22 protein-coding genes and 4 pseudogenes are annotated in these 20,484 nt (G+C 60.9%); 8 read left to right on the top strand and 18 right to left on the bottom strand.

Annotation, left to right across the window (positions count from 1 at the left end):
* Positions 1–31 precede the first annotated feature (31 nt).
* The 3 genes from DLM46_RS11665 to DLM46_RS11655 form a co-directional block, all read right to left on the bottom strand.
* Positions 32–982, bottom strand: a complete 951-nt coding sequence (locus tag DLM46_RS11665) for a 5-oxoprolinase subunit C family protein (protein WP_115100903.1) — start codon at positions 980–982, stop codon at positions 32–34.
* Positions 979–1,746: a 5-oxoprolinase subunit PxpB gene (gene pxpB / locus DLM46_RS11660; RefSeq protein ID WP_115100902.1), complete on the bottom strand. Its 768-nt coding sequence runs from the start codon at positions 1,744–1,746 to the stop codon at positions 979–981. Before pxpB ends, DLM46_RS11665 begins: the two co-directional genes overlap by 4 nt.
* A 103-nt stretch (positions 1,747–1,849) precedes the next feature.
* Positions 1,850–2,284, bottom strand: a complete 435-nt coding sequence (locus tag DLM46_RS11655) for a VOC family protein (RefSeq protein WP_115100901.1) — start codon at positions 2,282–2,284, stop codon at positions 1,850–1,852.
* A gap of 188 nt (positions 2,285–2,472) precedes the next feature.
* On the opposite strand from DLM46_RS11655, the gene DLM46_RS11650 reads away from it, so the two are divergent.
* From DLM46_RS11650 to DLM46_RS11635, 4 genes are all read left to right on the top strand, one after another.
* Positions 2,473–3,354 (top strand): LysR family transcriptional regulator, encoded by an 882-nt coding sequence (locus DLM46_RS11650; RefSeq protein WP_115100900.1) that lies wholly within the window; start codon positions 2,473–2,475, stop codon positions 3,352–3,354.
* Positions 3,355–3,485: 131 nt separating this feature from the next.
* Positions 3,486–3,764, top strand: a complete 279-nt coding sequence (locus DLM46_RS11645; protein ID WP_115100899.1) for a DUF1488 family protein — start codon at positions 3,486–3,488, stop codon at positions 3,762–3,764.
* Between the two features lie 308 nt (positions 3,765–4,072).
* Positions 4,073–4,510 (top strand): YciI family protein, encoded by a 438-nt coding sequence (locus tag DLM46_RS11640; RefSeq protein WP_115100898.1) that lies wholly within the window; start codon positions 4,073–4,075, stop codon positions 4,508–4,510.
* A gap of 32 nt (positions 4,511–4,542) precedes the next feature.
* Positions 4,543–4,824, top strand: coding sequence for a PhzF family phenazine biosynthesis protein (locus DLM46_RS11635; RefSeq protein ID WP_279635183.1), 282 nt, complete (start codon positions 4,543–4,545; stop codon positions 4,822–4,824).
* A 256-nt stretch (positions 4,825–5,080) separates the two neighbouring features.
* Here DLM46_RS11635 and DLM46_RS11630 read toward each other — a convergent pair whose 3' ends face one another.
* A complete protein-coding gene (locus DLM46_RS11630; RefSeq protein WP_115100896.1) occupies positions 5,081–5,845 on the bottom strand; it encodes an SDR family oxidoreductase in 765 nt (254 codons plus the stop codon).
* Between the two features lie 138 nt (positions 5,846–5,983).
* On the opposite strand from DLM46_RS11630, the gene DLM46_RS11625 reads away from it, so the two are divergent.
* The gene (locus DLM46_RS11625; protein ID WP_115100895.1) at positions 5,984–6,892 is read left to right on the top strand and encodes a LysR family transcriptional regulator; all 909 of its coding nucleotides are present in this window, start codon (positions 5,984–5,986) and stop codon (positions 6,890–6,892) included.
* Positions 6,893–7,216: 324 nt separating this feature from the next.
* On the opposite strand, the gene DLM46_RS11620 is transcribed toward DLM46_RS11625, so the two are convergent.
* Complete coding sequence (locus DLM46_RS11620) at positions 7,217–8,188, bottom strand: AraC family transcriptional regulator (protein ID WP_115100894.1); 972 nt, start codon at positions 8,186–8,188, stop codon at positions 7,217–7,219.
* A gap of 94 nt (positions 8,189–8,282) precedes the next feature.
* Here DLM46_RS11620 and DLM46_RS11615 point away from each other — a divergent pair, with 94 nt between their 5' ends.
* The 3 genes and pseudogenes from DLM46_RS11615 to DLM46_RS11605 form a co-directional block, all read left to right on the top strand.
* Positions 8,283–9,116: an oxidoreductase gene (locus tag DLM46_RS11615; RefSeq protein ID WP_115100893.1), complete on the top strand. Its 834-nt coding sequence runs from the start codon at positions 8,283–8,285 to the stop codon at positions 9,114–9,116.
* Positions 9,117–9,155: 39 nt separating this feature from the next.
* Positions 9,156–9,410: pseudogene (locus DLM46_RS11610) on the top strand (HD domain-containing phosphohydrolase); the annotation flags it as partial.
* A 172-nt stretch (positions 9,411–9,582) separates the two neighbouring features.
* Positions 9,583–9,783, top strand: a pseudogene (locus tag DLM46_RS11605) (PLP-dependent transferase); the annotation flags it as partial.
* Between the two features lie 19 nt (positions 9,784–9,802).
* On the opposite strand, the gene DLM46_RS11600 reads toward DLM46_RS11605, so the two are convergent.
* The 13 genes and pseudogenes from DLM46_RS11600 to DLM46_RS11535 all read right to left on the bottom strand — a co-directional run bounded on the left by DLM46_RS11600 (position 9,803) and on the right by DLM46_RS11535 (position 20,123).
* A complete protein-coding gene (locus DLM46_RS11600; protein ID WP_115100892.1) occupies positions 9,803–10,144 on the bottom strand; it encodes a cytochrome C oxidase subunit IV family protein in 342 nt (113 codons plus the stop codon).
* 8 nt (positions 10,145–10,152) lie between these two features.
* Positions 10,153–10,860 (bottom strand): heme-copper oxidase subunit III family protein, encoded by a 708-nt coding sequence (locus tag DLM46_RS11595; RefSeq protein ID WP_115100891.1) that lies wholly within the window; start codon positions 10,858–10,860, stop codon positions 10,153–10,155.
* Positions 10,857–11,468 (bottom strand): cytochrome c oxidase subunit 3, encoded by a 612-nt coding sequence (locus tag DLM46_RS11590; RefSeq protein WP_115100890.1) that lies wholly within the window; start codon positions 11,466–11,468, stop codon positions 10,857–10,859. The genes DLM46_RS11595 and DLM46_RS11590 overlap by 4 nt, the downstream gene beginning before the upstream one ends.
* Complete coding sequence (gene ctaD / locus DLM46_RS11585) at positions 11,465–13,219, bottom strand: cytochrome c oxidase subunit I (RefSeq protein WP_115100889.1); 1,755 nt, start codon at positions 13,217–13,219, stop codon at positions 11,465–11,467. Before ctaD ends, DLM46_RS11590 begins: the two co-directional genes overlap by 4 nt.
* A 13-nt stretch (positions 13,220–13,232) precedes the next feature.
* Positions 13,233–14,381 carry a cytochrome c oxidase subunit II gene (locus DLM46_RS11580; RefSeq protein WP_115100888.1) on the bottom strand — a complete coding sequence of 383 codons (1,149 nt, stop codon included), beginning with the start codon at positions 14,379–14,381 and terminating at the stop codon, positions 13,233–13,235.
* Positions 14,382–14,765: 384 nt separating this feature from the next.
* Positions 14,766–15,278 carry a hypothetical protein gene (locus DLM46_RS11575; protein WP_115100887.1) on the bottom strand — a complete coding sequence of 171 codons (513 nt, stop codon included), beginning with the start codon at positions 15,276–15,278 and terminating at the stop codon, positions 14,766–14,768.
* A gap of 104 nt (positions 15,279–15,382) precedes the next feature.
* A pseudogene (locus DLM46_RS40180) lies at positions 15,383–15,499 on the bottom strand (DUF3293 domain-containing protein); the annotation flags it as partial.
* A gap of 118 nt (positions 15,500–15,617) precedes the next feature.
* Positions 15,618–16,127, bottom strand: a complete 510-nt coding sequence (locus tag DLM46_RS11565; protein ID WP_115100886.1) for a DUF1269 domain-containing protein — start codon at positions 16,125–16,127, stop codon at positions 15,618–15,620.
* 374 nt (positions 16,128–16,501) lie between these two features.
* Positions 16,502–16,816, bottom strand: a complete 315-nt coding sequence (locus DLM46_RS11555) for a high-potential iron-sulfur protein (protein WP_115100954.1) — start codon at positions 16,814–16,816, stop codon at positions 16,502–16,504.
* A gap of 59 nt (positions 16,817–16,875) precedes the next feature.
* A pseudogene (locus DLM46_RS11550) lies at positions 16,876–17,016 on the bottom strand (multicopper oxidase domain-containing protein); the annotation flags it as partial.
* Between the two features lie 96 nt (positions 17,017–17,112).
* Positions 17,113–18,012, bottom strand: a complete 900-nt coding sequence (locus DLM46_RS11545; protein ID WP_115100884.1) for a patatin-like phospholipase family protein — start codon at positions 18,010–18,012, stop codon at positions 17,113–17,115.
* A 633-nt stretch (positions 18,013–18,645) separates the two neighbouring features.
* Positions 18,646–19,803: a DUF6895 family protein gene (locus tag DLM46_RS39015; protein ID WP_133300328.1), complete on the bottom strand. Its 1,158-nt coding sequence runs from the start codon at positions 19,801–19,803 to the stop codon at positions 18,646–18,648.
* Between the two features lie 83 nt (positions 19,804–19,886).
* Complete coding sequence (locus DLM46_RS11535; protein ID WP_115100882.1) at positions 19,887–20,123, bottom strand: hypothetical protein; 237 nt, start codon at positions 20,121–20,123, stop codon at positions 19,887–19,889.
* Between the last annotated feature and the right edge of the window lie 361 nt (positions 20,124–20,484).

Below are 20,484 nucleotides of genomic sequence, written 5' to 3'. Positions count from 1 at the left end.
GCTGCGGAAATCGCGCTTCAGATCGCGACGATCACGCTCGGCACCAATGCGCGAGCTGCGCAAAACTTCGCTCCTGGGACAGAAACAGGCGCTGTGCCTCCGCAAGATCGACCAGCTCGAAGCGCACGTCGTCTCCGGGTATCCGCTGGGCAAGACGCGGCAAATCGACAGCGCATACGTGCGCGATCTTCGGATAGCCGCCGGTTGTCTGGCGGTCCGCCATCAGGATGATCGGCCGACCATCGGCGGGCACCTGGATCGCGCCGAAACCCACGGCCTCGGACACCACTTCCCGACGCGCAACGAGGCTGAGCACCGGGCCTTGCAGGCGATAACCCATGCGGTCGGACTGCGCCGTGATCTGGTATGTCTCGTGCTCGAGAGTTCGCCTTGCGTTCGCCGTGAAGTAGCGCCATTCGCGCCCAGGCGTGATTCTGATCGGCGCGTCATGCGATAACAGCACGTCTTCGGCAAACACCGTTTCTAAAGAGAGCGAGGCGCTTCGGCAGGTGAAGCTTTCCTGAGTGAACAACATGTCGCCCTTCTTCAGCGGCCGACCGGCGTGCCCACCGTAACCGCCGCGCGCGAACGTGCTCGCGCTGCCCATCACCGGCTCGATCGAAAAGCCGCCACGCACCGCGAAATACGTACGCAGCCCTGCATAACGAGTGCCGAACGATATGTCGCAGCCCGCCGGCACCTCCAGGGCGCAATCGCTGAAGAGCGGCTGTCCATCGAGCTGGCAGTCGAGATTCCCGCCACAGAACGCAATCGTCGCCTTCTCGTGAAACCTGAGCGTCGGTCCCATCAACGTGATTTCGAGCGTCGGCACAGTGGGCGCGTTGCCGACCAGCGCATTGGCCAGCCGGTGTGCCCGTTCATCCATCACGCCGTTGACCGGAATGCCGAGATGCTGATGGCCCACACGGCCGAGATCCTGAAACGTGCTCAACGCACCCGGCTTGATGACTTCGATGCTCATCGCGCGGCTCCCGCATACCGGCTCGCCGATTCATAGGCCTGGAACTGCTCCGGCGTGATCGGCATGAAGCGGATCCGGTCGCCCGCGTTCATCAGACACGGCGTTTCGCGCGACGGATCGAACATCCGGCATGGTGTGCGGCCGATCAGATTCCAGCCGCCCGGCAGCGCCATCGGATAGATGACGGTTTGCCGGTTGGCGAGACCGATGGAGCCGGGAGCGACCGCCGTGCGAGGTGTCGCGCGCCTGGCCGGCGACAGGCGTTTGTCGAACATGCCGATATACGGGTGTCCCGGTGCGAACCCGAGCAGCATCACGTCCACCAGCGAATCACTGTGCAGCGCGATGATCTCGCCGGTGGCGAGACCGCACGAGCGGGCCACTTCCTCGAGATCCGGCCCATGTTCCCCGCCGTAGCACACGGGAATCTCCACGACGCGCGCCGACTCGGGCTGCGCCTCGGATGCGCTTTCGAGCAGGCCGGCCACCACCTTCGCCAGCGCGTCGTAAGGCGCGTGCGTTTCATGCGGGAGCGGAACTCGCGACGGCGCGTAGTGAATGCCGACAGTCGTCATGGCGGGCGCGATGTCGATCACGAAGTCGAGCTGCGCGGCCGCCACGCGCGCCGCGAAGGCTCGCGCCCGGCGGTTCTGCTCGACGCGGTCGCTTCCTGCCACCTCGATGATCAGCAGGCTCTCGCCCGACGGGAAGAGCGACCATGAATTCTCAGGAACAGCTTCCGGCAGGACAGGTTCGCTTTTCATGGGACATGATCCGGCTGCGGGGCAGATTCGGCGCGATGCGCGGCGCGTTGGACGGCGCAATAAGCAGCGCCGTCGTTCGGGAAGTGACTACACGGCTGAACGCTTACTTCGCGAACAGCGACTCGATATTGGCGAACGCCTTGATTTCGAGCGCGTTGCCCGACGGGTCGAGGAAGAACATCGTGGCCTGTTCGCCCACTTCGCCCTTGAAACGGATGTGAGGTTCGATGATGAAGTCGGTCCCGGCCGCGGTCAGCCTGTCCGAAGCAGCGTGCCACTGCTCCATCGGCAGCACGACGCCGAAGTGCCGGACCGGCACGGCGTCGCCGTCTACTTCACTAGTCGTGCGGTGACCGGCTTCTTCCGGCGCCAGATGAGCCACGATCTGATGACCGTAAAAATTGAAGTCCACCCAGTCGGCGGCGCTGCGTCCTTCAGGACAGCCCAGCAGATCGCCATAGAATTCGCGCGCCGCGGAGATGCTGTGCACCGGAAATGCGAGGTGAAAAGGAGGGATGACGGCAGTCGTGTCGCTCATGGTCGGACCGATATAAGTTGAAGGATGTAGACGGCGACGGGAGCGCAACCGCGCTATCCCGCCGTGCTGGAACGACCCGTTGGCCACGCCATGAGAAGCAGTCTAGGGATGACAAAAATAGCGAAAAAGCGATATATTTTCACCCTCAGCAACAATAATTTCGATCAATCGATCGGACCAATCGACCCATGATGCGAGAGCTGAAAACCTTCCTGGCTGTCGTGCGCTACGGCACCTTTGCGAGCGCCGGCTCGCATATCGGGCTCACGCAATCGGCCGTCTCCGCACAAATTCAGCGGCTGGAAGAAGACCTGGGTTTCGCGCTCTTCGATCGAACGGGCCGCTCCGCGACGCTCAACGAGGCCGGCAAACAAACGGTCAAACTGGCCGAAGACGTCTTGTCCGCTTACGCGCGGCTGGCGGAAAAAAGCGGCGACGCGGAGCGCTCAGGCATCCTGCGCATCGGCGCCATTGCATCGGCGCAAGCGTCGTTTCTCATCAGCGCGATTCAACAGTTCCGTCAGCATTCGCCAGGATGGAGAATTCGCGTCGTTCCCGGCGTATCGCTCAATCTGCTGACACAGGTGGACTCGGGCGAGGTGGATATCGCGGTGATCATCAAACCGCCATTCGCGTTGCCCGCCGAGCTGCAGTGGCGCACCTTGATTACCGAGGCCTTTGCGCTGCTGGTTCCCCGCGAGCTGGCGGATCAGTCATGGCGCACGCTGCTCAAGACAGAACCCTTTGTGAGGTACGACCGGAATTCCTTCGGCGGCCGGCTCGTCGATCGTTTCCTGAGAAGGATCCGGGTCACGGTGCATGACGTGGTCGAACTGGATGAACTGCAGGGGATCGTGGGGCTCGTCGCGCAAGGCGTGGGAATTTCGCTGGTTCCCGAGGCGGCCGCGCTTCACTTGCCGAAGAATGTCGTCGCGCTGTCTTTGGGAGAAGACACGTTCAACCGTGAAATCGGCCTCGTGCAGCGAGGCACGCAACATCAGCAACCCGCGATCGCGCAGTTTTCCGCTTGCCTGCGTTCCGCGATCGACGCGCTTGGGCAAGCCGGGTGAAGCGGTGAGCGCTCCAGCGCATTCCGCAGCAAGCGCTGAATATCCACTTCGCGAGTAATGCCGGTTTTCCCACATACCTGAAATTGACGCTCCGTCATCCTGTCAGTTCGGGCGTGTGTCGGGAGGTCGCCATGTCGGTCTATGTCGACGAGGGGTTCAGGCCCTGTGTCACGGAATGCGCAACCGTGGCCTTTCGTGTCTGCTTTGATGATCGCGCGCAGATCTTCGAGGTGAGCGCTGAGGCGCTGATCAGATATTGCGGGGCCGCGAGCAGGCGGCGGACCGACCTTCTCATCGCGTTCGAAGACGCGCAGTTCGAGATATTGAAGGTGGCGGAACTCAAACAATCCTTCAAGCCCGCGGAGCCCATCAAGCTAGGGCTCGATGAATTCAAAATGGTCATGCACTAGGTACCGGCGGTCACGGTACGGCCGAAGGCGGAAGCTGAAGCGGTCACCCGCCGGGTGTGGCAGTGCAGGTTCGAGCAGGATCCCGGCATCCGCAAGCCCGCCAGCGAGTTGCCGTGGCTGGACGCATGAGCTCGGGTGCCAGGGCATTCGCCGTTGGCACATCCGGCAATTCCACCAAGCCGCACCCATTTTTTTCAAGCGGTGTCGATTTCAGTCATCCCGATTCGTCGTAGTATCAGAGCCGCCGTTCGATCCTGAATCTACTTCGGGATCGCGCGACTCCAACTACTCACTCAAGGAGAACGACGATGCGTGTCATGGTGATGGTCAAGGCGACGAGCGAGTCAGAAGCCGGCAAGATGCCGAGCACGGAGCTGCTCACGGCAATGGGCAACTTCAACGAAGAACTCGTCAAGGCCGGCGTGATGCTCGCGGGCGAGGGCTTGCACCCGAGCGTCCGGGGCAAACGGGTACGCTTTTCGGGCAGCCAGCGCAGCGTGATCGACGGACCGTTCGCGGAGACCAAGGAACTTGTCGCCGGGTTCTGGCTGTGGCAGGTCAAATCGATGGAGGAAGCCGTCGAATGGGTCAAGCGCTGCCCCAACCCCATGGAAGGAGAATCGGAGATCGAGATTCGCCCGCTGTTCGATGCCGCCGATTTCGGCGCCGAATTCACACCCGAGTTGCAGGCCCAGGAAGAACGCGTGCGCGCCGCGGCCCATGACGCCGCAAACCAGCCGCGCTGACGCGCAGACACTGAATTGTTGAAACGGCGTTCGTGTCGAAATCGGACGTGGCAACCGTCAAATTAGAGTTCTTCACGCCGACGCGACAGATTGCTCATTGCGGGCACGCGACAATCGCTACATTTTCGCTTTTAAGAGAACTCGGCAGGGTGAATGCCGGCGCGTTGACGAAGGAAACTATTGACGGTTGCAGAAACGTTCTGGTGGACGACCACGTAGTCCTGATGAAACAGAGTTCGCCGACGTATAGGCCAATCGCATCAGGATCGGATCTCGCTCAAAAAGTCGCGCGGTCGATGAGCCTCGAAGTTTGACGAGCTTGTGTGGCCGCTATTGGGATAGTTGAAGGACCGTTGAGGGTCGACCAGGCGTCGGCCGCATCGGGCAGAGGTCGGCCCAACTGCAGACGTTGGTCGGCACTCGCGCCAGGACACTCCGGCGTCGGTGTTTCAACCGATAACGGTCATCCAGACACGGGCCTGGCCGGTCTCGTCAAGGGAGCGGGCCGACGACGCGTTCGCGCGCGGTCGTCGGAATCCGCATACCCGCGAACGCTGCCCTGAAACAGGCTCAAGTACGTGTAATCGAAGCCCCGCCGTCGACCAATGAAGCCGTACCCGTGACGAACGACGAATCGTCGGAAGCAAGATAGAGGGCCGAGCGCGCAAGCTCTTCAGGTTTCGCGACGCGCTTGAGCGCGTGCAGGCCCGTGACGAATGCCTGCGATTCCGACGTGTCATTCATGCCGCGATACATCTCGGTGTCGACCGCGCCCGGGAGGATTGCGTTGACGCGCACACCTTGCGGACCGAATTCGGCCGCCAGTGCCTGCGTGAGTCCGATCAACCCGGCTTTGCTCGCAGCATAGGCCGCAGTGCCTGGGAAGGCGAACGAATAGCCGACGAACGTCGAGGTGAAGATGATCGATCCGCCGCCCTGCTTGACCATCTCGGGGATCTGATACTTGGCGCCCAGAAACGCGCTCGTCAGGTTAGTGGCCAATGTGGACGACCAACCCGCTTCCGAGACGCCGGTTGACGGTCCCATTTCTCCCAGCGTTCCGGCATTGTTATAGGCGATGTCAAGGCGCCCGAACCGGCTGACAGCGAGTGCGACGAGCGCTTTCGCGAAGTCTTCGGATTGCACGTCCCCTGCTAGCGACACGGCCGTGCCGCCTGCGCCAACGATCTCCGTGACGAGCGTGTCAAGCTCGGCTTCGCGGCGCGCGGCCACGACGACCTTGGCGCCTTCAGCGGCGAACAGTTTTGCGGCAGCCCTGCCAATGCCAGCACTCGCGCCCGTGACGATAGCGACCTTTCCTGATAAGCGTTGCATGTTCAATCTCCAGCTTCATTCGTGGACCGATGCCCAATGCCCGGCTCCGTGATGTGAACTATAGGATTCGCTTCTTGTTACAGGAAGGCATAAAAGATGGCTGTATCATTCAGCTTTTGTGAATGATCGAGGCGTTGTATGGACCGTCTGCGCGCTTTTGAGGTTTTCGTGACTGTGGTCAACCGGGGCAGCTTTGCGCGTGCGGCCGATGCGCTCGACACCTCGCCTGCGAACGTGACCCGCTACGTGAATGAACTGGAGACGCATCTCGGCACCCGGCTGCTCAATCGCACCTCACGCAAGTTGTCGCTTACCGAGGGAGGCGACACGCTTTATTCGCGATGCAGGACTATCCTCGAAGACGTCGCCGAAACGGAGGGGCTGCTGTCAAGAACGTCAATCGAGCCGCGCGGTCGATTGCGTATCAATGCTCCTGTCAGCTTCGGTGTGCTGCACCTGGCGCCGCTGTGGCCTGAGTTCATGCAGAGATATCCCGATGTCGAACTTGAAATCGCGCTCATCGATCGCGTTGTCGACATCGTCGAGGAAGGTTTCGATCTGGCCATTCGCATCTCGCGTGCCGGCACGACCGAGCACGCAGCCCGCAAACTGGCGACATCGAGAAACGTGCTGTGCGCTTCTCCTGACTATCTGAACCAATGGGGGTATCCGGAAATACCGCAGGATCTGCTCAGACACCAGTGCATCGGTTACACCTATGCAGCCACAGGGGACGATTGGCAACTGACAGACAGCAACGGCCGCGATCACCCTGTTCAGGTCAACTGTCGCATGCACACCAATAACGGCGATACAGCGCGCGCGGCGGCGCTTGCCGGACGAGGCATTATCTGGCAGCCCACGTTTCTGATTGGCGACGACCTTCGCACGGGCAAGCTCGTTAGAGTGTTGCCTGAATACCGTTTGCCGGACATCGATGTGCTTGCACTGTATCCGAGCCGTCGTCACGTGAGCGCCAAAGTGCGTGCGGCAATCGATTTTCTGGTCGATGCATTTTCGGGTTTGCCGCCGTGGGACAACGTGTGAAACGGCGAAGGACTCTTCCGCTACCCCAATGATCGCCTGCACGGGATTCGGGATCGTTTCAGAGCCGACCGAGTGATGCAATGTGATGCGCGCAGCCAGTCTTCCTCGCGATTGACTGCACGGCTGCACCGTCGCCGTTCGAGTTGTGCCGACCGCATCGGGCGAAGTTCGGCCAGAAACAGTCCAGCGTGACGATAACGTGGGCGCCTGTTCCTCGCCGTTTAGCGGACGTTCGTCGCAGTCGGCTAACGGATCAACGCGAGCGCTCGTTTGTCGCACCTTTGCGACGCCGTAACGCTATCGCCAAATCGAAACGTGCCAAACTCAGTGCGACGAGACGTACGTCGCATCAGCAAACGCTGCCGGAATGGCGAAGCTCTCGCGCATACGCTTCGTCTCCGCCGCCGGCGTCAAGCCGAAGAGACGCTTGAACTCCCTGCTGAACTGGGACGAGCTCGTGTAACCCACGGCGTGGCTCGCCGCCTCCGCGGTCAGGTCCTGGCGCACCATCAACAGGCGAGCCTGATGCAGACGCGTCGACTTCACGTACTGCATGGGCGACACCTGCGTGATCGCCTTGAAGTGGCTGTGGAAGCTCGGGACGCTCATACCCGCTTCCGCGGCAAGCTGCGTCACGTCAAGCGATTGCGCGTAGCCGGCATGGATAAGGCGTAGTGATTTGCCTATCCTGCCGAACTGTCCTCGCATCGCCAAAGCCTCTCGCATCGAGCCTCCCTGGGCCCCGGTGAGCACGCGGAAATACAGTTCGCGCAGCAGGCCCGGGCCCAGCACAGCGGCTTCGAGCGGCCGGTGCATCGCCTCGAGAAAGCGCAACACGGACGTCTGCATCGCGTCATCCATCGGCGTCGACATCATGCTCTGAGGCGGTGGTGCGCGCGTTGTTACGCCTTCGCGGTCAATTTGTGCCGCCAGTTCGGCGGCCAATGTGAAATCGAGGTGCAGGTACAGCGCTAGCAGTGGACGCTCCTCGGTCGCGTCGGTCTCCATGCTGAACGGCACAGGCACGGACACGGCCAGGTAGTGGTGCTCGTCGTACAGATAGAGCTGTTCGCCGAAGTAACCTCGCTTGCGGCCCTGGCAAACGATCACGATGCCGGGGTCGTACAGAACCGGCGTGCGCGACAGTGCGCGGTTCGACCGCAGGATGCGGACGCTCGGCAGTGCCGTCAGGTTGTAGCCCTCCTCGGGAGCCAACGCGCGCAGCAGGGCAACCATGCGTTTCTGGCTTCGGGAGGATAGATCCGGATGCCGGGTCGAAGCACGTATCGTGCTCATAGTTTTATGCAAGAAAATTAGCGAAAATCGACTTACTTTGCCTCGTTCGTCAGACTAGTATGCACTCTCCAATCGACATTCAGGAGAAGCTTCAATGGCATCCAGTAAAACTCTGCTTATCACTGGGGTCAGCAGCGGCTTTGGCCGCGCGCTCGCACAAGAAGCGCTGGCGGTGGGTCACAAGGTCGTCGGTACGGTGAGAAGTGCCCAGGCAAAGCGTGATTTTGAGTCTGTGTCCGCGAATGCCGCTTGGGGGCGTGTGCTCGACGTAACCGACTTCGACGCCATCGATGGCGTCGTGGCGGAAATCGAGGCTGGCGTCGGACCAATCGATGTGCTGGTCAACAATGCCGGCTACGGCCACGAGGGCATCATGGAAGAATCGCCGTTGTCGGAAATGCGCCAACAGTTCGATGTGAATGTATTTGGTGCGGTCGCCATGATGAAGGCCGTCCTGCCCTTCATGCGCGAGCGCCGCCGCGGCCACATTCTGAATATCACGTCGATGGGCGGCTACATCACGATGCCGGGAATCGCTTATTACTGCGGGAGCAAATTCGCGCTGGAGGGCATCTCCGAGGCGCTCGGCAAAGAGGTCAAGTCTTTCGGCATTGCCGTGACAGCCGTGGCACCGGGCTCGTTCCGCACGGATTGGGCAGGCCGCTCGATGACGCGGACGCCCCGCTCGATTGCGGATTACGACGATATCTTCGACCCCATCCGCAAAGCCCGTGAGGAAAAAAGCGGCAAGCAATTGGGAGATCCCAGGAAAGCAGCGCGCGCGATGCTCGCCGCCATTGCTGCGGATCGCCCGCCCGCGCATCTTTTGCTCGGCAGCGATGCACTCGGCCTCGTGCGAGGCAAATTGTCGGCATTGGAGAATGAGATCGATGCGTGGGAGACCGTTACCGTCTCGACGGATGGATAAAAACCGCTGGAGCTGGGCAGCGGTCGAGGACCGCATCCGATGCTCGAAGGCCGGCCAGGCTGGGCCGGGCCGCTCGAAGCATCCGGCGGTGCCGGCGCTGTGATGCTGCCCCTTGCACAAATCCACTGCGAGGTGTCAGGCGAGGTCGCACGCATGCTAGGTCTTTCGAGCGTTACCGACGCCGCACTGCGTCACATTTTCGAAACATGGGACGGCGTAGGCCTGCCCGGGCGTATCGCGCGTGAGATGGTGCCAATGCCTGTGTTCGTCGTTGCGCTTGCGGGCGACCTGGAGTCGCCACAGACGGCTGCTTAGCCCGGCCAACAACAATTGAAGGTCATCATCGAAGTGTCATAGACGAAATTATCGGCGCATGCCACGCCCACACAGGCATGTGTAGATCGTTCTCGCGTACCTTTGGGAGAGCTCCGTTTCGCGCGGCGGTCCACCGGCGCCGACGAACGAAGCCGTTCGCGCGACGCACCTGGGCGACACGCGCACGCTGGTGATTCCGGTTGCGCCGACCATCTACTGGGAAACGGGCCCCGAGCGGCGCGCGTCGATGGGCATTGCCGATTCGCTGGTGCGCGTCTCGGTCGGCATTGAAGACGAAGCCGACCTGCTGAGTGATTTCACCCAGGCGCGGGACGCAACGCCCGTCACCTGAGGAACGGTCGGCGAAGGGATCAGTGGAAGAAGAGTTCCCGCATGCCGAAGGTGTGATGCGCTTCGGCAGCCATCAGGACCAGCAGCACCAGCAGACACAGGGGCGGTATCAGGATGGCGTACACCAGCGCCAACCGCTCCCACATCATGTGCATGAAAATCGACACGATCAGCCCGGCCTTGGCGATCATGAGGACGACGATCAGCGTCCAGCGCAGCAGGCCCTGCACGTGGAAGTAATCCACCATGTACGACATCGTGCTCAGTACGAACAGCAGCCCCCAGATCTTCAGGTAGAGGCCGATCGGATGCTGCTGCCCGCGCGCGGCGTCGGGTCGATGGGCGAGATCGGTGTGGTCCATGGTCTGCCTCACCACAAATAGAACAGCGCAAAGATGAACACCCACACCAGGTCGACGAAGTGCCAGTACAAGCCGGCAATCTCGACGATCTGGAAGTTGCCGTGCTCGGTGAACCCCGGCTGCAGGATCTTGCGTGCGATCAGCAGCAGGTAGATCACACCGCAGCTCACGTGAAAGCCGTGGAACCCGGTGATCATGAAGAAGCAGGCGCCAAACTGCGCCGCGCCCATCGCGTTGCCCCAGGGGCGGATACCTTCATGGAAGATCAGCTTGCTCCATTCGAAGGCCTGCATCGACACGAAGCTCACGCCCAGCAGCGCGGTCGCCAGCAACAATGTGGCGGCGCGCTTTGCGTTGCGCCGGTAGCCAAAATTGACAGCCATCGCCATGGTGCCGCTGCTGGTGATCAGGATGAACGTCATGATGGCGATCAGCAGCAAGGGCACATCCACGCCGCCCACAGTGAGCGCGAACACCTTGGAAGGGTCAGGCCAAGGCACCGTGGTCGACATGCGCACCGTCATGTAGCCGATCAGGAAACTGCTGAAGATGAAGGTGTCCGACAGCAGGAAGATCCACATCATCGCCTTGCCCCACGGCACCTTGAAGGCTTCGCGGTCGGCCGACCAGTCCGTGACGATGCCGCGCCAGCCGTCAGGCCCGGCGTCGGTCGGCGCGGTGGCAGCGGATTCGGTGGGGAGCGTGGGCGTGGTCATGGCGCGGCTCCATACAGCGGCCCGCAGATGGCGGCGACGAACTCAGGGGTGATCCACCACATTGCCGCCAGCAGCACGAGCCAGACAGCCAGCAGGAAATGCCAGTAGATGGCGCACAGCACGATGGCGCGCTGGGTTCGGAAGGGGTCCGAGCGCTGGAGATACGCGATCGTCACGGCCCAGGCCACCAGCCCGCCCAGCACATGCAACCCGTGCAGGCCGGTGAGCAGATAGAGGAAGCTATTGGAAGGATTGACGGTGACGGTCTGCCCGGCCGCCGACAGCATGCGCCAGGCGGCCAGTTGTCCGATCACGAACACGGCCGCCAGCACACCGCCGGACACCAGCCACGCCGCGCGGTGTAAGGTCATCTGCCGGGCACGCTGCATGGCAATGCTTGCCAGCACCAGCGCACCGGTGTTCCACCACAGCTGCGCCGGATGCGGGATCGGCTGCCAGTCGGGCTCGCGCATGCGCATGACATAGGCGAGCAGCAGCAGTGAAAACAATGTCGTTGCCACCGCCATGAAAACGATCAGGCCGACGCGGCTCGCATTCGGCAAGACCGGTGGCGCGCCAGGAACGAAGGGGCGGGGCAGTGTGGTCATTCGCGTGCCTCGCCGGGTTGAAGCGTCGGGTGGACCGGTTCAGACGCCGTCGCAGGCGGCTGGTTTTGCGGGACGAAGTCTTCCTCGTGTCCCGGCGGGCTGTATTCGTACGCCCAGCGGTAGACGACGGGCGGCGCGGCGCCCCAGTTGCCATGCACGGGCGGCGTTTGCGGCGTCTGCCATTCCAGCGTGGTGGCCCGCCACGGGTTGCTGTCGGCACGCTTGCCGCGCACGAGGCTCCACGCCAGGTTGTACAGGAACAGCAACTGCGCCGCCGCAACGATCAGCGCAATGACGGTGATGAACGTGTTGAGCGTCTGCGCCGAATGTGGAATGAAGCTGTAGCCCTCATACGCGTAATACCGCCGCGGCATGCCCAGGATGCCGAGATAGTGCATCGGGAAGTAGATCGCATAGGTGCCGAGGAAGGTGACCCAGAAGTGCACGCGCCCGATCGTGTCGTTGAGCATGCGGCCCGTCACCTTCGGATACCAGTGGTAGATGCCGCCAAACACCACCAGGATCGGCGACACGCCCATCACCATATGGAAGTGCGCCACCACGAAGTACGTGTTCGACAGCGGAATGTCCACGCTCACGTTGCCGAGGTAGAGCCCGGTCAGCCCACCCAGGACGAAGGTGCTGATGAAGCCGATGGCAAACAGCATCGGCACGGTCAGGTGGATATCGCCGCGCCACAGCGTTAGCACCCAGTTGTAGACCTTGAGGGCGGTCGGGACGGCGATGATGAGCGTGGTGGTGGCAAAGAAGAAGCCGAAGTACGGATTCATGCCGGCGATGAACATGTGGTGCGCCCAGACCACGAAGCTCAGCACACCGATGATGATGATGGCCCACACCATCATCTTGTAGCCGAAGATGTTCTTGCGCGCGTGCGTGCTGATGAGGTCCGACACGATGCCAAAGGCCGGCAGCGCGACGATATAGACCTCCGGATGCCCGAAGAACCAGAACAGGTGCTGGAACAGCAGCGGACTGCCGCCGGCATGCTTGAGCGTCTGCCCCATCGACACCACGGCCGGCATGAAGAAGCTGGTGCCGAGTGTCCTGTCGAGCAGCATCATCACCGCCGACACGAACAGCGCCGGAAACGCCAGCAGCGCCAGGATGGTCGCCATGAAGATGCCCCACACCGTGAGCGGCATGCGCATGAGGGTCATGCCGCGCGTACGCGCCTGCAGCGTGGTGGTGACGTAGTTCAAGCCGCCCATCGTTGCCGCAACGATGAAAATCGCCAGCGACACCAGCATCAACACGATGCCCCATTCCACGCCCGGCGTACCCGGCAGAATGGCCTGGGGTGGATACAGCGTCCAGCCCGCGCCGGTCGGCCCGCCTGGCACGAAGAAGCTCGACACCAGCACCAGTACGGCCAGCAGGTAGACCCAGTAGCTCAGCATGTTGAGAAACGGGAACACCATGTCGCGCGCGCCCAGCATCAGCGGGATCAGGTAGTTGCCGAAGCCGCCCAGAAACAGCGCCGTCAGCAGGTAGATCACCATGATCATCCCGTGCATGGTGACGAACTGGTAGTAGTGGTTGGCGTCGATGAAACTGAACTTGCCGGGAAAGCCGAGCTGCAAGCGCATCAGGTTCGACAACACAAGGCCGACCAGTCCGATGGCGATGGCCGTCAGCGAATACTGCACGGCGATGACCTTGTGGTCCTGGCTCCAGACATAGCGGGTCCAGAAGCTTTGCGGGACGTGGTCGGTGTGCGCGTAGGACATTGCGTCTGCTCCGCTAGGGTTTGGCTGTGCTGCTGGCGGCCGGGCCGCCTTGCGATTCGATGTAGGTCACCAGCGCGGTCAGCTCCTGCTCGCTCAGGTCGAAGGTCGGCATGATGGGTGCGAAGCCCTTCACGACGCGGGCCTTCGGGTCGCGGATGAAGGCGCGCAGATAAGCTTCGTCCACCTTCGCGGTGCCGCCGTCGGCCATCGTTTCGGTCTTGCCGTACAGGCCCTTCCAGGTGGGGCCCACGCGCGGACTGCCGTCCACGGTATGGCAGGCGACGCAGCCCTTGACCTCCGCGAGCGTCTTGCCCTGGTCAGCAAGCGCCTGGGCGCTGCCGCCTGCAGAGGCGGGTGCGGCCTGCACGTTGGCCTGCTGCCGCTGCGCGAACGTGCTCTGCTGCGCCAGCCAGCGCGAGAACGATGCTTCGTCCTCCACCACCACCACGCCGCGCATGTTGGAGTGCCCAATACCGCAAAGCTGCGCGCACAGGATGTCGTAACGCCCCGCCTTGGTCGGCGTGAACCAGAAGGTGGTCACCATGCCGGGCACCATGTTCATGCGCGCGCGGAACGGCGGTACGTAGAAGTCGTGCAGCACGTCGCGCGACCGTGTCAGGACCTGGATCGGCCGGTTGAGCGGCAGGTGCACCTCGGGCGTTTCGATCAGGTAATTGTCACGGCCGTTGGGGTCGCCGGGGTTCATGCCGAAGGGGTTGTCGTTGCTGATGTAGCGCACGTCCGTCGTGCCCAGCTTGCCACCGGGGCCGGCAAAGCGGAAGCGCCATTGCCATTGCTGGCCGAGCACTTCCATCTGCAGCACGTTGGACGGCGGCCGTACGTAGTCCGCGTAGACGAAGAGCCCCGGTGCCAGCAACGCTGCCACGCCGACCGTGGTGAGGCCGATCAGCCACCATTCCAGCCGCTTGTTGTGCGGCTCGTACGCAGCGCGATGCCCCCCGCGGTGGCGGTAGCGCATCAGTGCGACCGCGATGAACAGGTTGATTGCGATGAAGAGCGCGCCGGTAATGACGATCGTGATCGTCAGCATGTCGTCCATGCGCACCCAGTTCGAGGCGATCGGCGTGATCCACCAGGGACTGGCAAAGTGAAACCCTACCGCCAATACGACGATCAGGCTCAGGGCAATCGCAAGCGCCATAGGCCGCCTCGCTGCGTTTCACTCGCTGGAGCCGCTAGCAAAAAAGCGCCTGGCAGACGTGCCGCCTTGCCGTACTTCGTACTGTCCGTGCCGGCACGTCTGCCAGGACCGCTTCGCTGAGCGTAGTAAGCGGCTCTAAAATAAAGGTAGTCCTCTCCTCTGCATCGTGCAAGGCAGCGCAAGGGGAAGCGCGCCCCATATACGGATCGCGCGAATGAAGGCGTCACTTGCTGCGATGCAATGCAAAACGGCTGCCTCCAGCATGGGTTGCCGAGGCGGTCGTCTCCCGAGGGCGCCGGGTGTTTAGGGTCTGTTCACGTGTGCGACGTGCGTATGTCGCACACGTGAACAGACCCGATCGGCGACGCGGGGAAAAACGGCGCGTCAGGCGATCGCGTCCTGCCTGCGCCGTTGCAGCAAGCCGTAGACGATGGCGGTGACCACACCGAACAGCAGGTTTGCCAACAAGGGTCCGGAACCCCGCTCCGAGACGAACCATGGGAACACGGCCGTCATGACATAGAAGTTCCACACATACGCGACGATCCCGAAGGCCACCCCAATGACAGCCTCCATGCCCACACTCGAATCGAAGCGGAAAGGCGCAATGACCGCTCCGAGAATCATCCCCATGATGGCGCCGAGTACGTAGTGCAGTACCAGCGCCGTCGCCACGATGCCAAAGCTGAAGTACGACATCTGTTCGAGCGCACTCGGGCCCATCACCATCGCCGCGATCTTGTGGGTCGGTCGCCACGGGCTTTCATTGAGCACCATGATCGACCAGAGGAATTCCAGCACGATCACCAGGGCAGCACCCGCAAAACCGGCCACGGCAGCGGCGAGCCAGTCGGGCATGCGCCGTTCCCAATGGTGTGATTGAATGTGCAGTTCCATACGACCTCCTTGTCGACAGTTCAACTTCGGCACACTCAGGTCCCGAAAGCGCGACTTGCTTAGCTTGAGCGCCGCTCGCGCCAAAAGTGCGTCCCTTGTGCGATTCAGGATGGCAGATATGGGTGCCAACGCAAGGTAGAAAAACCCTGCACGTCGCATGGCACCACGGCGTTCTGCTCGAAGTTCAGCATCAGCGTGTCGGCGATGGCGGGGTCGTCGATACGCGTCGATCAGTTCTGGCGAGGCACCGGCGGGGGCCGGTGCGCCATGGAACGGAGATTGTTGCGCCGCGCGGTTGTGGGCGTCAGCTCAGGTGTTGTGTATGCGGGTTTTCGAGTTTCAGGGGAAGATCGGCGTCGTAGGCTCGCCGCCCTCCAGATCGGCCTTCGGAAAATGCTGGGCGACCATCTGCTCGATTTCCTGCTCTCGTGATCCCGGCACGTCGGCCATGATCAGGATCTGGCCTTCCTTTATAGCGTCACGAAATCGCTCGAGTCGCGCATTCGGCTCGGCGATGCCGATCATCGCGGCCGTCCACGCCCCGAAGCCCGCTCCCGCCACCGTCAACGCGACGACGGCGCCGCCCGCAATCGCGAGCTCCGCAGGGGGGTACACAAGCGCGACGAGGCCGAGAAGCGCGCCAGTCGCGCCGCCGAGTGCGACGCCGCGCTCGAGCGAGTGCACGACATCGCTGCTTTGCAGCAAAGACGCTTCAGGCAACTGATCGAGCGTGACACTGTGATTGGCGAGGATGTGGATATGGCGCCAGATGATACGCGCGCGCAGCAAGTCGTCGACGATCGCCTTCGCCATCTGCGTATCGGGTACGAGGAAATAAAGGCGTCTCATGTTGGCACTCCTTTTTTTACTATCAGCTCATCCTCGAGCGAGGATTCTTTATTCTACGTCAGCATTTCCGGAGGTTGCTCCCGTAATTGTAGAAACTGTGATAGTGGCGCGCCGCATTGTCCTGATCCGAGCAGCAATAGAGATTTCGCCAAAGAGAAAATTGAGCTCGGTCACAGGGTTGCGCAAGTAGCCTGGCATCAGGCCGATCGCGCTCGATCGCTCGTTCCGGGTGAGACGAAAATGCTCGTGATCTGATCGTGACACGATGCGTATCGATTGCACGCACCTCCTTCTCGGGGGCTTCCAGCACTTCTGGCCGGATAATCGCGACAACGCGGCGTGATGCCATGATGAACGCCTCGATCAATCACCTGCTACGCTTTCTTCACATAGGCGCTGCACCAGCCTTTTGCATTGACCTGCTTGCCGCCGAAAATCGTGCACGGCGCCATCGCGTCGCCGGTCTTGCCCTGGAAGAACTGGCAGTTCACACAGGCCTGGCCAGCCTGAAATTTCGGAAACTTCGTATGATCGACCCGGCTTGCATCCGTCTTGTAACCAAGGGCCTGGGCGTTTGCATCGGATTCCTGCACGGCACCGGCATCTGCCGCCGCCGCGCGGCGTCCAAAGGCCAGCGCGGATGTCAGGACGGTGGTGGCCGCAATAAAACGTCGGCGTGAAAATTTCATGATGTCCTCCTTCATGTTTGCGTGAACGGATATCTGAGAAACCTCGTCCGATTATTTCGTCATGTCAGAACCAGATAGTTGCGCATCAGGCCTGACTCCTCGTGCTCGAGCATGTGGCAGTGATAGAGAAACGTCCCAGTATGCGCGCCGAAATTAATCACCAGGCGCACGCGCTCGCGAGGCATGAGAAAGACAGTGTCCTTCCATACTGGAAAGCGCGATCGAAGCGAGAAGGCGGCCGATCAGTCATTTTTCTTGGCTGACCACTTCAAGACTGTCGAAGCGGATGTTAGGCGTCAGCGCCAGAATTCGGTGAGCTGATCGGCAAGGGCTCTGCCTTGGTTGTAACCGGCTTGAGCAGCGGGCGGACGCGTCGACAGATCCATCATGTTGAGACCGAACGCGCTGAGCGAGTCGCCGTCCGGGAAGATCGCCTCGACTCTGCTGTTGCCCGCGCGGAGTTCGTCGACCTGTGCAGCAAGGTGCATGCCCCACTCCAGCGGATGCCGTGATCTGCCACCGAAGGGCGACAGCACCAGCACCCGTGCGTATCCGGCTGCCAGATCGGCATTCTCGTTGCGTCGGTAGCCGCCGTCGATGTATCGGTTGTCGCCGATGCTGTAGGGAGGGACACCGAAGCCGTTGGAAGTGCTGGCGGCGACGGCGTCCACGAGGTCGACTCCGCTGTGGCGGTCGAACACGACCGGTTCGCCGGTATGGGCATCGACCGCCGTGATGAGTAACGGCCGTTCCGGCCAGCGCTGACTGGGCAGCCGAGCGGCGACGACAGCGCGCCACCGCGTTTGCCCGGAGCCGTCCGACGCCGCGTCCATTTCGAGCGCCGCCGCACCCATTCTGCGGCGCATATCGGCCGCATCCTCAGCGGCGGCGATGATTCGGCTCGTTATCTCCATATGGTTCGCCGCCGGCCCAATGGGAACGCGTCCACCCTCGGGTCCGTTCGGACCAGTCCGTTGCTGGGATGCAGCGGAAAGGATGGCGGCAAGCAGTTCGGTCGGGGTCGCGCTAGTGATCTGGGCCACTGCAGTCGATCCAGCCGACGTCCCGATGATCAAATCGGCCTCGGTCACATCCAACCCGGCATCGAACAGGCCGGCGACGACGCCGATCTCCCACGCATTGCCGGCCGATCCACCACCATGGAGGACCAACGCTCGCTCACGTCTGGTTTCCATGCCTCCCCCTGTATGGATTGATCCGGTCGAGTCGATGATTTTTGCCTGCTGGCCAAGAAGGTCCGCTTCATTGGGTCAAAAGCGGATCTTTCAGAATATAGCCTGTGGGGCCTGACGGCAGCAGGCCACCCGCCCCTGGTCAGCACCAGCAGGGTGTTCAATGCTCGCCGGAGTCAATGTTCAGCCTGACCGGAATCCGCATCTGACGTAGTTATCGACCGCAATTGTCGATGCCGAAGGCCGGCTTTTCGCCTTCGGACGGACGGGATGCTTGGATAATGTATGGGGCACTGCCCCTGGTGGGTCGGGTTCGGAAGTTCGGCAGCTGGTCGAGATCAGTGATGTTCGAGTCGACCGCGTACTTCCGGGTTCGTTAAGGTTTATTCGATGCCTGCCATCGGTCGCAGGAATGTGCATGCCTCCGCGCATGTCGGCAGGCGTCGAATAAACCCGATGGAGGAAACCGCGGAGTGCCCCAACGCGGTTGGAGGTTTCGCGGCTATGGCGATTGATAGGCCGGGATGGTCAGTGGTGTCGGATGCGGCACGATCAGGCGAGGTGCCGCCTGAGCATCGCCAGCAGCTTGTCGCCGTCCAGCCGGCCGGTCTTGGCGCGCCTGGCGCGTCGAACACCTCAGTGTCGTGGCTCGAGTTCCAGCCGTCTGTAAGCACTCGCTCTAAGCGTTTGACAGATCGCTTCCGCAGCCACCTCGCATGTTTCGGATACTCGGGGTATGCAGGTATTGCGATGTTGTTCCAATTCTTGCATCAGTTCTACCCCACGTGCTTCCCGAGCGAGTTTAATCAGCTTCGAATTTGCTACCACTTGTTCATCTGAAGGGACGACGTCATCCAAATCGTGTTCCACGGTGTCTTCACCACGTATCAAGTCAAGACTGCATAAAATTCCGTAAACGTACGTGCTGTGATACCCATGCACCATGGCATATCCCATTTTCTGATTATCCGGTAGCGCGTTATATGTTTCGGCAACGAAATTCGGCCCCGGCATGAACCAGTCGCGCGAAAAAACATCCGATAATACGGAACTCGCTGTTTTTGAAAAAATGGAATCGCGAGATTGAAGAAAACGCTGAACCATGACAATCTCACCGAGCAAATCCCAGTCAGAATAGGCAAGACACCAGGAGATGGAATGGTCAATAAATCCACATAATTTCCATCGATCTATACTGGGCAAAAATGTCGAACGGCCGAAATCGGTTAGATACATCGCCGCATGAGTGACTGCATATGCGTCTTCCCGCCGCATGAAAATTGGATGCATGGGTTTATTAATGATGCTGCACGGGAGCAAATCTGAGAAATCTGGGATTGTATTGGAGTAGAGACTGTATAGCCATCTGATCTCCATCTGTCGAAAATTGGGTCGATCAATTGAATCAATATAGGGCGATGCAAATGCTGCCTGTACTGCGGCGTCGAAGGTTTCATCCCGCTTGCCTAGACACGTCAGCGCAATATGAGCCAGGGCAATGCCTCCGACGGCTTGCGGGCTCGCAGCCAGCAGGAAGAGATGCCGAGCGGTGCGGGCGTGGGGGGATAAAATCGCGCTCAGCTCACGAATATCTGTTTGAAAACCGGAGTTTTCAGGGATACGGTTTGCTACGAGGAGCAGCAACGCCGTTTCAGCAACTAGCTTATCCAGGATTTGATGTCTATCCAGCGCAGGATCATAACGGGATGACGATTCCGCAAATCTGTCCAGATCCATTAGCAAGGACCGCGCGAATCCAAGGACGTGTGCAAGATTATTTCGGGTGTCGTGCATTGATGGGCTCGCTTGGAAAAATCGCCCGCACCTTCGCGGGCGGAAATGGCTACGTGCGCCAAGTCTGGGGCTTCTACGGCGCGTTACTGGCCGCTTCCTTGCGCAGCAGCACCTTGATTGATCACAGTAGCACCTGGGTTTTGGCCACAGACGATGACATAGTGATCGCCACCCAACGCGTACCAGCCGGCTTGAACGCCTGGATTGGTGATACTGTCCGCAGAAATGGATAGCAAATCGTTCAGCGTGGTGCTGGTATTCAGGATGCTCTTGTTGTTCATGTCTGTGACGAGGCGATGAATATCGCTAATGTTCGGCATGATGGATCTCCTTGAATGGTTGAAAATCACGTCAGGGTCGACGTGACAATCAGTAAACGGGGAGCGCCTGCTTTTTTATGAAGAATTGAGCCATTTTTTATTGGGACGATCCGCTTATTCAATTGCCCCGTAGCACCGAACGTATCAAGGCAGCTACTTAATTAGTGACGAACTGGCTGTGCGACGCTGCTGGTGAGATTTCACGCGAGGTGCGGGCATCAACCGACGGTGACTGGCGCTTTCACGCGGGCAGTCGAACGTAGACAGAGCCCCAATTAACGGTCGTCTGCGTTCGCTCGTCGAAGATCTCTAGTGGGTCGAACGGTCTTGGCTGCGCTGGAAACCCGACATTGGCCATCTG

It is taken from the genome of Paraburkholderia lacunae (genome assembly GCF_003353175.1).
Classification (GTDB): Bacteria; Pseudomonadota; Gammaproteobacteria; order Burkholderiales; family Burkholderiaceae; genus Paraburkholderia; species Paraburkholderia lacunae.
The sequence above is the reverse complement of the archived record's forward strand: the minus strand, read 5'-3'. Positions and strand labels throughout refer to the sequence as shown.